The sequence below is a fragment of the Streptomyces sp. NPDC036813 genome (genome assembly GCF_055609245.1).
On record NZ_JBVJPV010000028.1, the window covers coordinates 53,082 to 66,523 of the forward strand.

Below are 13,442 nucleotides of genomic sequence, written 5' to 3' on the forward strand. Positions count from 1 at the left end.
CCGATCCACACGGGATCGGCAGGTGGGACGCCCTCCGCGAGGGGGCGAGGCCGCGCCGTCGGCCATGGCGGGATGGGGCCGATGTGGCGATCGATCTGCCGGCGGGCGCGCTCGCGCATCGGGTAGGTGCGGTGAGCTGTGATCCTCAGGTTGGCAGAGCACTAGGCATCGCCCGGCCAACTCGTCAAGGGGTCCTCGGCAGGCCGAAGCCCGGTCCGGCCTCCACTTGCGCGCGATATCACCAGTGCCCGCCGAGCGAGCCCCTGCAGGCACCAACCGATACTGCGAGGAGAAGACGCCGGGCGGCCCACCCCACCGGCCCAGGCCGCCGTGTCTGTCCATACAGCGCGTCGTTCTCCGTACCTCCGGCCGATCCGACGGCCCGAACGAGAGGTATCGACATGCTTCTTCCCACCCAGGGCATCGGCCTTGAGTCACTCCTCGAGCCCGTAAGAGTGCTGCTGGGGCTCCTGGGCATCGTCATCGGCTAAAACCAGGCCCATATGAGCAATGCGGTCTGGGTGGCAACGCCCGACGGTCCGCCGGAAGGTTCCGCGAAGCCTGCGGTCACCGGCAACACCGCCACCCAGCCGCCGCGCACCAGTGCTCCTGGTTGTCCGTCCCGGGGTGTGGTGAGGGTCAGGGCTGCCAGTGGTCGGGGCCTGCGCCGAGCCACTCGACGAGCGGGGACGCCGCGATCTCATCCTCGTCCGCCAGGCCTTCACACAAGCCTGCCCGGTAGAGGAACACGACCAGGTCCCCGAGGTCGTAGGCCCGGCCGGCGGGCACACCGTGAATGCGCACCAGCCGGCCGCCCTCGCTGTCGGGCGGGCCGACGGTCACGGGCCGCGGGACGCTCATGGCGGCCATGGTGGGAGTGATGCCGGCGGATGTCCTCACTCGCCATGGGTGACGTGTGCGGCATCGGGTCGTTGAACGGGCAACTCCATACAGCGGGCCCCGGGGCATGGCCGATTCCCCGGGGCCTGCGCCCTCTTACGCGCCGCACCGCATACCTGCGAGTGATCATCCGTGCCTCGACCGATGCGCCGGGGGTTGATCAGGTATGACACGACTGACGACAGCCACGCTCGCAGCCGGAGTGCTCGCTGCCCTGATCGCCCCGGCCGCCGCCGAGGCAGCTCCCACGACAGCGCCCGCCGCGTCGGCAAGGCCGGGCGCGACGACCTGGCGCGCCGTGGAGCGTGTGGCGGTGCGCCGGCCAGGCCCATACGACGGTCCGGTCGCCACGATGCGCACGCCGGTCCACCACTACCTGCGCTTGGGCGAGCTGGTGCGCTCCTGCATCGTCGCCGTCGGGCGCACCGGCGGAGGTCCTGCCTACCGGGCGTGCGGCGCCGCGGGTCACCTGTGGCGGATCGTGCCGGGCGGGCAATCCCGCAGACCTGCCTGCGCCGCGCGTGACTTAGCTGAGCGCCCAGCGCTCGACACCTTCGGCATGCGCTGGTGATTTCTGACGGGAGCCGCGTCACATGAAGAGACGCAGACCGGATGAACTGCGTGGGGAGGCGGACGCGTCAGCCTCTGCTCGCGGGTCAGCGTGTTGAGATCCGGTAGACACCGGCCCCCTGCTGCGCAGCAGGTGCAGCAGGCAGCCACAGGGGTCGCGGCCGCTGTGTCGACCAGCTCGGGACCGGGCCGAAGTGGCGGTCGATCTGCCGGCGGGCGCGCTCGCGCAGGGGGTACGGACGGTGGGCCATGATCCCCAGCTTGGCAGAGGTCTAGGCGTCAGCCGGCCAGGTCGTCAACGAGGTGCTGGTCTGTTCATCGGTGAGGGTGATGCGGACGCCTGGCCGTCCCTGCTCGCCCACGAGCTGGGTGAACTTGCTGCGTGTGATCGGTTGACTGTCAGCCGTGCATGATGACTTGCCCGTTCGCGGTCATGGCGAGGTGATAGCGGCCAGAGCGCGGCTTCACGGCGACGTCTGTCCGTGGTGGGTCGTCCACGGCCTTTCCTCCCTTGTCCTGTGACAACGAACTTTGAGTGCGTGCCATCGAAGTTTGATCGACCAAAACCCTGGTTCCTCGGCCCTGCCCTTGCTTGTTCAGCAGTACCTGGTGGAGCTGGTCCCAGACACCGGCCCCGTTGGCCGCCAGGCGGCGCCAGCACGCCATGCCCGACCCGAAGCCGAGCTCCTGGGGCAGGCACTCCCACTGATGCCGGTGTGCAGGACGAACAGGATCCCGCACAGGGCCTGCCGGTCCGGCACACGCGGCCGCCCCTCCACCTGCTTCGGGAAGCCGACCGAAGAGCTGCTGAACCGCGTCTTCCAGCAGCTGCCCGCCTTCCGCCACGTGGCCCGCACACGCACGATGGAGAAGCCGCCGTTCGAGCCGGGCCTGACCACGGCTTCCCGGCGAGTTTCTCGTCCGGGGCGACGGCCAGCACTTCGACCGCTCGTAGGACCTCCCCCGTACGCTGTGCGGTCAGCCCATCCCCATGCCCTCCCAAGTCGGCGAGCCCGTGCAGAAGGCATGTGCTGAGGACTGGATCACCGCCAACTCGCTCTTACCGTCGGCCTGCCGATTCTTCGGCCGGCGCCTCGGCGGGGAGCGATGTCGCCGTAATGTGAGGGAGCGCAGCACGCAGCCCCTACCAGCATTGACGCTTCCTTGATGGTCCGCTGACGGCGCCCTGACGTAGTGTCGTCAGCGGTGTGCCGGGAAGTCTGGTCGGCGAGGTCCCTCCTGATTCTCCAATGAGAGGTCTTCGCGTGCCTGCCACCAGCCGAGCTGCCGTTCCATCGGAGCTCCCCGTCCCTCCGCGCGGTCGCGCTCCGCGCCATTCCGTTCTCTTCTTCGCGTTCGCCTTCGCTGTGATCGCCGACCCGGTGTCCTCCGTCGCCTACGCGATCGAGGCTGCGCTGCGGGCACTGAACGGAAACCTCGCGTTGCTGCTGCCCACGATGAGCCTGGTGATGGGGCTGGTCGTCGTGGTCACCGCCAACTACTGGGGTTTGGTGCGCCGCTTCCCCAAGGGTGGCGGCGCGGCGGCGGCAGCGGCCCGGGCGTTCGGACCGCGCTGGACATTCCTGCCCATCGGCGCGCTGGTGGTCGACTTCGTCTTGACCATCGGCATCTCGATCTCCGCCGCGGCCAGCGCCGTGATCGCTCTCTTCCCGGCACTTGCTCCTGTCCGCATACCGCTTGCTCTGGTGCTCCTCCTGCTGGTGGCCGGGATGACCTGGTTCGGACACGTCGGGCGGCTGCTGTTCGCCGTCATGACCGTGGCGTTCGTAGCGGTATCCGTGGCCGTGCTGATCCTCGGCTTCGCGGCACCCGACGGCACGGGCCCCGCGGCCCCGACCGCCGGACCTGGGCACTCGGCCCTGCTCGCTGTAATTCTCGCCTTCCCGGTCGCCATGGCACTGGCCACTGGCGTGGAAGCACCATCCACCGCGATCGCGCAGCTCGGCCAGCTCGGCGACACCCACCGCCGACGCTTCGGCCGTGGCACGCTGGCCCTCTTGGTGGTCATCGTAGGCGGGCTCACCCTGGCGCTGACCGTGCTGGCGGTACGGCTGCACATCGGCGTCCCGGGCGCCGACTCGACACAGATCGCCGACATCGCCCGCGCCGCAGCCGGGCCCGGCTGGCTCTACGGCGCCTTCCAGCTCACCAGTTCGCTGCTGCTGCTCGCCGCCGCAAGTTCCTCCTTCCAGGCCGGACCCGGGCTGCTGAAGGCCCTCTCCGGCAGCCCGGAGCAGCCTGGCGTGCTGCCTCCGGTGCTCGGCCGGACCAACCGCCACCACACCCCGTACTGGTCCGTGGTGGTCTACCTGGGGGCTGCCGCAGTCATCATCGTCGCGGCGGCAGGACAGGAGCAGGAACTCGTCCTCTTCTATGCGGTCGCCGTCTTCGTCAGCTTCCTGGTCGGCCTGCTCGCCATGACCCGCTTCGCCCGCAGCGAGAGCAAGACCGCGCTGGCATGGGCCAACGGGATCGCCGCGGCAGCGGTCGCGTTCACCCTCGTGGTGAATCTGCTGCGTGGCTGGCCGGTGCTGTCGATGGTGGCCACGCTTCTCATCGCCGGCGGCCTGTACATCCGCTGGAACCGGGCCGGACGGCCCACGGGGATAGAGGACGTCGAGGCACAGGCAGAGACAGGCTGATCTGGCGACGGTCCATCCAGCACACCTTGGCTGCTGTGGCCGTGAGAAGCGACGGCGCCGGACGTCAGATCCCCGGGGGCCGCTGACCGCTCCTTAGGCCGCGGGCAACAACAAGATCGACGACTCAGCAAAGAGCTGCGCGACAGCCACCCTAAGCCGATCGTCGACTCCCGGTCGGGCGAGGTGATTCAGGCGGAGCATCGGCGTCGTCCTGCTGGTGGGCCTACGGCACCGCGGTCGTGGGCCGCGGGCCTTTGGTGAACAGCCTGTCACCGGGACGGCGGCCTGGCTCGGCAGCGGACACGCCCTCACGGGGCGCGTGGAGCGTGACTCAGCCCCGGTCGGGTCGTTCTGGGCTTGGATCTGCCGATCGGGTGCTCGAGATCGTTAGAACCTTCCTGGGTACTTGATCGCCAGGATGAGGTATCCGACCAGGCAGACCGCGACGATCAACCCCACGGTATGTGCGGCGTTCACCGAATACTCAGCTCCTCGCGCTCCCCGATGGCCTTCTTGCGCGCTCCCCTGTCGGGACCGTTCCCTCCAGGGAAGCGGTTGAGCGGTCACCGTGCAAACGTTTTGGCAGGACTCTGACGCCAGCCACCATCCCCGCCGGTGGCCCGGGCCCGGATGCCGCCCGTAGCGGCAGGACGGGAAGCGCGAGAGATACGAGGCGCGGCGCACCGGGGGGAACGGGCAGACGGTGGCGGAAGTATCCCGTGGGGCGCGGACCCGCCGCAGTCCGTCCGAGCTGTCAGGCGAGGGCGAAGTAGCGGAGCCACACGTAGGCCAGGGCGATGGCCACCGTGGCGGCCGTGACGACGAGGCCGTACTTGGTGAACTGCCAGAAGGAGATGGGCTGCCGGTTTCGTTCGGCGATGCCGAGGACGACGACGTTGGCGCTGGCGCCGATGGCGGTGGCGTTGCCGCCGAGGTCGGCGCCCAAGGCGAGCGCCCACCACAGGACGTGGCCGGAGGACCCGCCCATGTCGTGGACCAGATCGCTGGTGATGGGGGCCATCGTGGCGACGTACGGGATGTTGTCGACGATCCCGGACAGCACAGCCGATCCGCCGAGCAGCGTGATCGAGCCGCCCAGCTCACTGTGCCCGATGGCCCTCGCCAGCTGCGAGGAGATCTCGCCGACGACGCCGGTGTCGATAAGGCCGCCGATCATGATGAACAGGCCGGCGAAGAATGCCAGGGTGGGCCACTCGACCTCGGCGAGCACGTCGTGGGTCTCCACTGCCGACAGGGCGACCAGCAGTCCGGCACCGAGGAGGGCGACGATGCTGGGCTCGTAGTGCAGGACCGGATGCAGGACGAAGCCGGCCACCACCAGGGTCAGCACGATCAACCCCTGGAGCAGCAGGCGCCGGTCCTTGATGGCCTCGCCCTCCTCCAGCGCCATGATCTCGGCGGCGCGTTCCTCGTCGTAGACGAACGACTTGCGGAACATCAGCCGGCACAGCAGCAGCAGAACAGCGACCAGCACGGCAGCCAGGGGGGCGAGGTGGACGAGGAAGTCGTTGAAGGTGAGGCCGGCCCGGCTGGCGATGATGATGTTGGGCGGATCGCCGACGAGGGTTGCGGTGCCGCCGATGTTCGAGGCGAACACTTCGGCGATCAGGAACGGCGCAGCGGGCAGGGCGAGGCGTTCGCACACCAGCAGGGTCACCGGGGCGATCAGCAGGACCGTCGTCACGTTGTCGAGCAAGGCAGAGGCGAGCGCGGTGATGACAACCAGCATCGCCATGACCCGGAAGGGCCTGGCGCGGGCGCGCTTGACCGCCCAGATGGCCAGGTACTCGAACGTGCCGGTCTTCTTCAGCACGCCGACGATCATCATCATGCCCATGAGCAGGAAGATGACGTTCCAGTCGATGCCGGAGTCCTCGGAGTAGAACGCCGAGACGTCGTCAGTCGCGCCGATCGCCAGCATCAGGCCCGCGCCGCCGAGGGCGACGGCGACGCGGTGGATCTTCTCGCTGATGATCAGGGCGTAGGCGCCGACGAAAACGACGATCGCCGCCCAGCTGTGCCAGTCGTTCACGGTCCTCCGGTCGGTCGCTCAGTCGGTCCGGTCGGTCTGCTCGGCGCCAGGGCACGGTCATGGTCGTCGTCTTGGTCGTCGTCCGGGATGCCGACGAGGTCCTCCACGTCGAACATGCGGGCGATCGGTACGTCGGTGGAGCTGTGGGCGATGATCGAGAAGGCGATGCACACCGCGATCAATGTGTACGCCTCCTTGGCCTGCGGGATGCCGGACTGGAGGACCAGCAGCCCGTAGACGACCGAGGCGAATCCCTTGGGCCCGAACCAGGCCGCCGTGAGCTTCTCACGCCGGCTGAACTTGGTCCCGACCAGCGAGATCAGCAGCGAGGCGGGCCGGATCAGCACGATGGCCAGCACCACCGCTGCATACCCGCCCAGTGACAGACCGCCGAAGAGTGCCGGGGTCAGCAGCGCGCCGAAGACCAGCAGCGCCGCGAACTTCGCCAGCTCCGCCAGCGCCTCACCGAGCGGTTCGAACGCCTCCTTCGCCTCGGGGGACACCGCGGCCAATACTGCTCCGGCCGAGAACGCCCCGAGGTAGGGGTTGGCGTGGGTGAGGTGGCAGGTGGCGTACAGGATGATCCCGGTGGCCAGCGGCAGCAGCGGCTGAAGCTTGGGCTCGGCGCCCAACAACCGGAACCGCACCAGCCCGTTGACGATCAGCGGCAGCACCACACCGAACACGAGGCCCAGCAGCAGCTCCAGGGCGATCTTCCCGAACGACGCCTCCTCCACGTGACCGGCGGCGGGTCCCGCCGCCGCGATCAGCAGCAGCACCACCGGCAGGGCGAGACCATCGTTGACCCCACTCTCCACGTTCAGCAGCTCGCGCAGCTTGGCCGGCACCTGCTTGCGGCCCACGATCGCCGAGGCGAACACCGGGTCCGTCGGCGCCAGCACCGCGCCCACCAGGAAGGACGTCGTCCAGTCAAGGCCCACCAGGAAGTGGGTCACCAGCGCCATGAACACGAACGCCAGCGGCATGCCGAGGCCCAGCGCGCGTGCCGGGTTGCGCCAGTTCGCCCGGAGCTTGGCGAACGACACGTGCATGCCGTCGCTGAAAAGCACCGCGAACAGAGCCAGATCGGCCGTCACGGACACGATCTCGCTGTCCGGCGTGATGTGGATCAGCCCGAGGAAGCCGTCGCTGACCAGCGCTCCGCCGACCAGGAAGAGGAAGGACGTGGAGAGCACGGTTCGGGCCGCCAGGCCCGACAACAGCACCGCTACCAGCAGCGCGACGCCGAACACCACAACCAGCACCATGACGGGTCCCCGATCGGAAAGAGAGTTCTCCTCATTTCGCCGACCAGGCTTCCCGGCACACCGCAGGGAACTTTACATGTCCTTGACGCGTCTCTAATAGGCTGGCCGCGGGAACGTGGGGACATGCTTTGTTGCCGGTCTCCGGCAACGATCCTCGCTCCGGCTCACTCGGTGGTCACGGCGAGCAGGCGTTCCAGCAGGTGCGAGGCGGTGATGACGCCGAGCAGGCGGGGGCCGGAGGCGTCCTGGGCCACCACTGCCACCAGCGGGCTGCGCACCTGAGCCATCTGTGCGGCGACTTCCAGCGCGGTGTCGTCGGGCGCGGCGACTACCGGGGCCGGGGTCTTCTTCGACAGGCAGTCGCGCACCTTGCGGCCGGCCAGTGCCTCGCAGAGCCGGTCGGCGTGGCGCTCGTCGACGACCGCCGCCAGGGTCGGGTCCTCGATGACGTACTCAGGGACCAGAACCTTGACCATCTGGGATGCGGGCAGGATCGCTTTGGGCGCGCCCAGCTCGTCCACGACCAGCAGCGCGGGCAGCCGGTGTTCAACCATCTGCCGCGCGGCGTCCAGGGCGTCGCTGTCGAGGCCGACCGTCTCGTACGCCACCGCCAAGTCACGCGCTCGCACAACCGGTGGCGGGTCCCGATGGGGACGTCGCCCGAGGGACGGTACGCGGTACGGGCACGATACAGCCGGGCTGCTCGCACAGCGCCGTCTGTCGAGGACTCCTCCTCACTCCCGCTCGCGCAGGAAGGCGTTGCGGTAAGCGTGCGCCCTGCGCCGGGCCTCGCGGACACCGCGCGTGGCGGCCGCCTCGATGCGAAAACTGTCCGTACTCGCCGCCATGCGGCGCCGGTCGCGGCGGGCCAGAACGGCGCTGCTGACCGCCACGATCAGCAGGGCGACGCCCAGCGGAATGAGGAACGGCGTCACGGCTGCTCCAGATGTCCGGCGGCGTGCCGCCCCTGCGGATGGGCGAGCACCATCTGGGGATCGGTGGCGCGGGTGATGGCCGCCTCGACGGCGGCCACGCGGTCGGCGAGGAGGCCGAGGGCGGCGACGGCGCGGACGAGCGGGTCCTCCTCGGAGCCGCCGAGAGTCTGCGTGCGGACGTACGCCGCCTTCACCTCTGCCCAGCGGGCTGCCTGATCGGCGGTGAGCGTGCCGCGCAGCTCGGCCAGCTTCAGCAGGTTGGCCTCGGCACCTGTCGTCAGGGTTTGGGCCTCGGCTCGGTAATGGTCGTCGATCAGGGCCGCCAGCTCCGTGTCGTTCATGACCGGCTGGACCCGCTGGGCGATCTTGTTCATGTTGCGGTAGGAGCCTTGGAGCTGGAAGGGCGGTTCGGTACGGGTCGCGTCCGACTGGGCCGCCGAGGCGATGTAGGCCGCGTTGACCGCCAGGAGCGTCTCCCGGGCGGTCAGCAGGTGCCGCAGGACCGCCAGGATCCGCTCCAGTTCGGCGGACGCGTACGGGTGGTTCAGTCTGTCGGCTCCGGCGGTCGGATCGCCCTCGGTGAGGCGGAGCAACAGGTGGAGGTCGGCGCGGTCGCGGCCGGCGAGCGGAGCGAGGACCGGGTTCGAGGTGAGCGCGTTCTCGATGAAGCTCACACGGAAGGCGTCCTGCTTGCCGGTCAGGACGTCGCCGAGGTTCCACACGTCGGCGCGGTTGGCGAGCATGTCCGGCACCCGGAAGCGGCTGCCGGACTCGGTGTAGGGGTTGCCGGCCATGCAGACGGCGAACCTCTTGCCGCGCAGGTCGTAGGTGCGCGGTTCGCCGTCGCGGACGCCGTCGATGCGGCGTGTGGCGTCGCACAGCGGGATGAACTTCTGGAGCAGTTCGGGTGAGGTGTGCTGGATGTCGTCCAGGTAGAGGAGGGTGTTGTTGCCCGCCTCCAGCGAGAAGTTGATCTTCTCGACCTCCTGGCGGGCGGTGGCGTTCGGGGCCTCGGCGGGGTCGAGTGAGGTGACCGCGTGGCCGAGTGCCGGGCCGCTGACCTTCACCAGCATCAGGCCGAGGCGGTCGGCGACGTACTCCATGAGGGTCGTCTTGCCGTAGCCGGGCGGGGAGAGAAGCAGCAGCAGGCCGCCGGTGTCGGTGCGCTTGGTGTCGCCTGTGGTGCCCAGTTGCTTGGCCAGGCTGTCGCCGATGAGCGGCAGGTAGACCTCGTCCACGAGCCGGTTGCGTACGAAGGAGGACATGACGCGCGGGCGGTGGTCGTCCAGGCGCAGGCGGGCGCGTTCGGCGGTCACCAGGGCGGTGCGCCGCTGCTGGTAGGCGCGGTGGGCGGGTACGTCCCGCTCCGCGAAGCGTGCCGTTCGGGCGAGGAACTCGTCCAGGCGCAGGGGCAGTCGGCGCGCGGGGATGCGCGGGTGGGTGCCCAGCAGGCCCTCGGCCGTCGCAGTGAGGGGAGCGTCGCCGTCGTAGCGTGGCAGGTCAGGGCACAGCTCGGCCGCCACGGCCTCGGCCAGGTCGCCCGGGGCGAGATCCGTGCCGGTGGCTGCCGCGTACGAGGACAGCCACGCCTCGGCCAGCTGGCGGCGGGCCGGGAGGTCGTCGAGCGTGGTCAGGTCGTCGGCGTAGGCGCTCGTGCCGGCCGAGCGGCGGAACTTGTCCAGCAGGGTACGGGTGCTCGCGCTGAGGACGAAGCCGTCGGGGGCGGTCGTCAGCTCCTCGAAGAGGTAGGAGGCGGCGGCCCCGGCGTACTCCCCGCCGATCTCTTCCGCCAGCTCACGCTCCAGATCCGCGATCGCGGGCGCCAGACCGAACGTGTCCCGGGCGCGGGCCAGCGAGAGTGCGCGCCGGGTCCATGTCTGGCGCGCCCCGGGGGTGGTGCCGTGGGTCCAGAAGAGGTGGGCGGCGGCGCGGGCGGCGGGTTCGTGGCGCAGAGCCCCGGCGCATTCGTGGAGGGGCAGGAGCGTGGTGAGGATGAGTGTCGCGTCGTGGTCGTGGACGCCGGTCTCGTAGCCCTCGTCGTACGCCTCCTGCGCCGATGTGCGCACCAGGGCCGGGAGGTCTTCTGCCGCCGCGAGGGCGGCGGGTCCGTGTTCGCGCAGCAGGCGGGCGGCCAGGTGTTCGGCGCGGTAGACCTCCGGTGACTCCGAGGGCAGGGTGCGGTGCCAGTGCGCGCGCGTGGCCGCGAAGTCGGGGTCGGTGACCGGGGCGCGGTAGTCGGTGCCGGTGACGGCGAAGGCGAGGCTGTCGCCGTGGGGGTCGAGGGTCAGGTCGAGGGGTTGGGTGTTGACGGCGAAACGGTGTGTGCCGAGGCGGAGGGTGCGGCCGTCGTCGGCGTACAGGTCGGTGCGGTCGCGCAGGGCGCGGACGGCTTCCTGGCGGGCGGACTTCAGGCGGCCTTCGAGTTCCTCGGCCCGCACGCTCTCACCGAGGCCGCGCAGGTCGTCGACGGTACGGCGGACCTTGGCCGCCATCGGGTCGGAGGCGAAGTAGGTGGCGATCGCGTCGGCGTCGGCGAGGCCGGCGCAGCGCCGGGTGATCGTCTCCAGGACGCGGCCGGCCGAGGCGGCGAGTTGTTCGGCGCGGTGGGCGCGGGCGTCGCAGAGCGCCTGCTTGCGGGCGGTGAGGGCATCGTAGATTTCGGTGCGCTTGTCGGCGAGCGCACCGAGGAAGTCGTCGGACTCCGAGAAGCGGGGCTCCAGGTCCTCCAGCCGGGCCAGAAGCCCGGCGAGCTGGTCGTCGCATGCCTGCGGGGTGTCGGCGACCGCGAGGGCCGCGGTGACGGCCTGCCCGAGCAGCGCGCTTTCGGCGGCGAACTCGGCGCGGCCCTCCCGGTCGGCGAGCGCGCGGCGGCGGGCGTCGAGGGTGGCGCGGGCCCGGTTGACGCCGGCCAGTGCTCCGGCGATGCGTCCCAGGATGGACGTACGGACGGTGGCGTCACCCATGTCCAGAGCGGCGACGACGTCCGTGACCGTCCGGAGAGCGTCGCCGAGTTCGTCCAGCTGGGCAGCCACGGGAGCCGCCTCGGCGACGGTGGTGATGGCCTCGGCGTCGGCGACCAGCCGTTCAACGTCCCTCTGCTGGCCGGCGAATGCGTCCTCGCGGGCCAGGAAAACCACGGCCCGCTGCCCGAGGGCGGCAAGACCGGCCTCTGCCTCGGCGGCGAGGGCGTCGATGCGGGCACCGTCCGCGTACCGCATCTCCTTGAGGGTCAGCAGGTGGCCGTGGGCGTGCCGCAGCTCGGTCAGTCCCCGCACCCAGGCCGCGGCATCCCGCGGTGCCTCACCGCGCAGGCGGCGGACGACGGACGTGATCCGCTCGGCGGCCTGGTCCAGAGCGTCGGTGGCCTGCCGGGTCAGCACCTGCACGGTCTCGAACTCGGCCAGCACCTGCTCGGCCGTCCCGCGCACCGCCTCCAGGGCACCCAGCAGGTCGCCTAGGTCGGCCTCGGCCAGCCAGTGGTGGGCGTCGGCGGCACGCACACAGGCGGCGGCGAGCGCCCGGTAGCCCTCGCTGGTGGTGATGCCCTCCCGGACCAGGCCCGCCACGGACAGGCAGGCGGAGATGCCGCGCACGAGGTCGGCGTTGCCCACGCGCCCCAGCGCGCCGCTCCCGGCCGGGGCGGTGGCGGTGTGGGCGTCGGAGACGTAGGGCGAGTGCCACAGCTGCACCGGATGGACCTGCGCCGGCTCCTCGCCGTCGGCGCGCAGCACCGCGAACGTGCCGTCGTCGAACAGGGCCCAGCCGCGGCAGGGCAGCGGGTTCGCCATCTCCTTGCGGATGGTGTTGTACGACAGCAGCAGACCGCGGCTCTCCCCGCGCGCGTGGAACGCGTACAGCACGTCCTCACCGTTGGGTGATGGGATCTCCCGCTCGAACTCCAAGCCCGCCGCGTCGAGTCCGTACGACTTGTGGGCGCCCGTGGCCAGGCAGTAGCCCCCGGGAAACACGATGCCCTGGTCGTCGGGCAGGCGGCGGCACGCCTGCCCGATCCCGTCCAGGCGGACGACCGCCTTGGTGAGGGTGTTGAACACCAGGTAGCGGTGGGCGTCTTCCTTGTACGGCCGCACGCGCAGCAGGACCAGGGCGCCCACGCGCGCGTGCGCGATGTCCGCGTCGGCGAGCGCCTGCAGCGGCTCGTCCACCGGCTCGCTGTAGACGCCCTCGCCCGTCTCGGTGTCGTTCTCCAGCTTGACGGTGAGCGCGCCGCCGGTGGTGGCGACGTACAGCTCTCCCCTGACGGAGACATGCGGGTGGCGGCCCAGGACGTGGTCCTCGCGGGTCGCCTCGGTCCAGGTGAAGTCGTGGGAGGCCGGGAAGGTGTCGTCGCGTTCTCCGCGCGCGTCCAGGAACGCCGGCCGGTCGGCCTCGTCCGGGGCCCAGCGCAGCACGCGGATGTCGTCGGCCTTCTCGCCGGTGCGGAAGACCGCCAGTAGCCTGCCGTCGATCCGGCGCAGCCGCAGCAGGCGGGCCTGCCGGTAGTAGCGGTGCAGATCCGCGAATTCCCGTTCGAAGGCCGGGTCGTCCAGCAGGCCCGGTACCGCCGTCTCGGGCAGCGGGTTCAGGTCGCGGTCATAGAGGGTGAACACGTCGGCGACCGCCGTCTGCGGGCGCGGGCCGGGCCGGTCGGTGGCGCCGACGAGCAGGACGTCCCCGACGGCCACGACGTCACGCGGCACACACGCGTGCTCCGTCCGCAGGTGCCGGGTACCGGCCAGCTCCAGCCGTGCCGTCCCGAACTCCTCGACGCGGCGGGCGTTGAGGTGTTCGGCACGCCGGGCGAGTTCGCCGGCCTGCGCGGCGAGCCGGTCGCGCAGCACCTCGTAGGTGCCTGCGTCGACGGCGTCGTACGCACCGGTCTCCAGGGCGGTGGCCATGGACGGTTCATCCCTTCGAGGAGGTGACGGACGAGGGTGGTGGGGGGGGGGGCGGGGCCCCGGGGGGGCCCCCCCCCCCCCCCCGGCCCGGGGCCCCCCCCCCGGGCCCGGGGGGGGGGGGGGGGGGGGCGGGGGGGCGCCGCCGGTTCCCCGCCCGG

General features: G+C 70.8%; 8 protein-coding genes and 1 pseudogene. 2 read left to right on the forward strand and 7 right to left on the reverse strand.

Annotated elements, in window-relative coordinates; translation table 11 throughout:
* Nucleotides 1-639: 639 nt before the first annotated feature.
* Nucleotides 640-861 (reverse strand): hypothetical protein, encoded by a 222-nt coding sequence (locus tag ACZ67Q_RS37690; RefSeq protein ID WP_471191489.1) that lies wholly within the window; start codon nucleotides 859-861, stop codon nucleotides 640-642.
* Between the two features lie 205 nt (nucleotides 862-1,066).
* Here ACZ67Q_RS37690 and ACZ67Q_RS37695 point away from each other — a divergent pair, with 205 nt between their 5' ends.
* Nucleotides 1,067-1,471 (forward strand): hypothetical protein, encoded by a 405-nt coding sequence (locus ACZ67Q_RS37695; protein WP_471191607.1) that lies wholly within the window; start codon nucleotides 1,067-1,069, stop codon nucleotides 1,469-1,471.
* Between the two features lie 590 nt (nucleotides 1,472-2,061).
* Here the strand turns inward: ACZ67Q_RS37695 and ACZ67Q_RS37700 are convergent.
* A pseudogene (locus ACZ67Q_RS37700) lies at nucleotides 2,062-2,249 on the reverse strand (transposase); the annotation flags it as partial.
* Nucleotides 2,250-2,735: 486 nt separating this feature from the next.
* On the opposite strand from ACZ67Q_RS37700, the gene ACZ67Q_RS37705 reads away from it, so the two are divergent.
* Complete coding sequence (locus ACZ67Q_RS37705) at nucleotides 2,736-4,133, forward strand: amino acid permease (protein WP_471191610.1); 1,398 nt, start codon at nucleotides 2,736-2,738, stop codon at nucleotides 4,131-4,133.
* Nucleotides 4,134-4,887: 754 nt separating this feature from the next.
* Here ACZ67Q_RS37705 and ACZ67Q_RS37710 read toward each other — a convergent pair.
* The 5 genes from ACZ67Q_RS37710 to ACZ67Q_RS37730 form a co-directional block, all read right to left on the reverse strand.
* Entirely contained in the window at nucleotides 4,888-6,186 is a 1,299-nt protein-coding gene (locus tag ACZ67Q_RS37710; RefSeq protein WP_471191613.1) for an ArsB/NhaD family transporter, read from the reverse strand.
* Nucleotides 6,183-7,454, reverse strand: a complete 1,272-nt coding sequence (locus tag ACZ67Q_RS37715; protein ID WP_471191616.1) for a cation:proton antiporter — start codon at nucleotides 7,452-7,454, stop codon at nucleotides 6,183-6,185. Before ACZ67Q_RS37715 ends, ACZ67Q_RS37710 begins: the two co-directional genes overlap by 4 nt.
* Nucleotides 7,455-7,618: 164 nt before the next feature.
* Nucleotides 7,619-8,083: a CBS domain-containing protein gene (locus ACZ67Q_RS37720; RefSeq protein ID WP_471191619.1), complete on the reverse strand. Its 465-nt coding sequence runs from the start codon at nucleotides 8,081-8,083 to the stop codon at nucleotides 7,619-7,621.
* Nucleotides 8,084-8,188: 105 nt separating this feature from the next.
* Nucleotides 8,189-8,389 (reverse strand): hypothetical protein, encoded by a 201-nt coding sequence (locus tag ACZ67Q_RS37725; protein ID WP_471191622.1) that lies wholly within the window; start codon nucleotides 8,387-8,389, stop codon nucleotides 8,189-8,191.
* On the reverse strand, nucleotides 8,386-13,284 hold the full coding sequence (locus ACZ67Q_RS37730; protein ID WP_471191624.1) for a DNA repair ATPase: 4,899 nt from the start codon (nucleotides 13,282-13,284) through the stop codon (nucleotides 8,386-8,388). Before ACZ67Q_RS37730 ends, ACZ67Q_RS37725 begins: the two co-directional genes overlap by 4 nt.
* Nucleotides 13,285-13,442 lie beyond the last annotated feature (158 nt).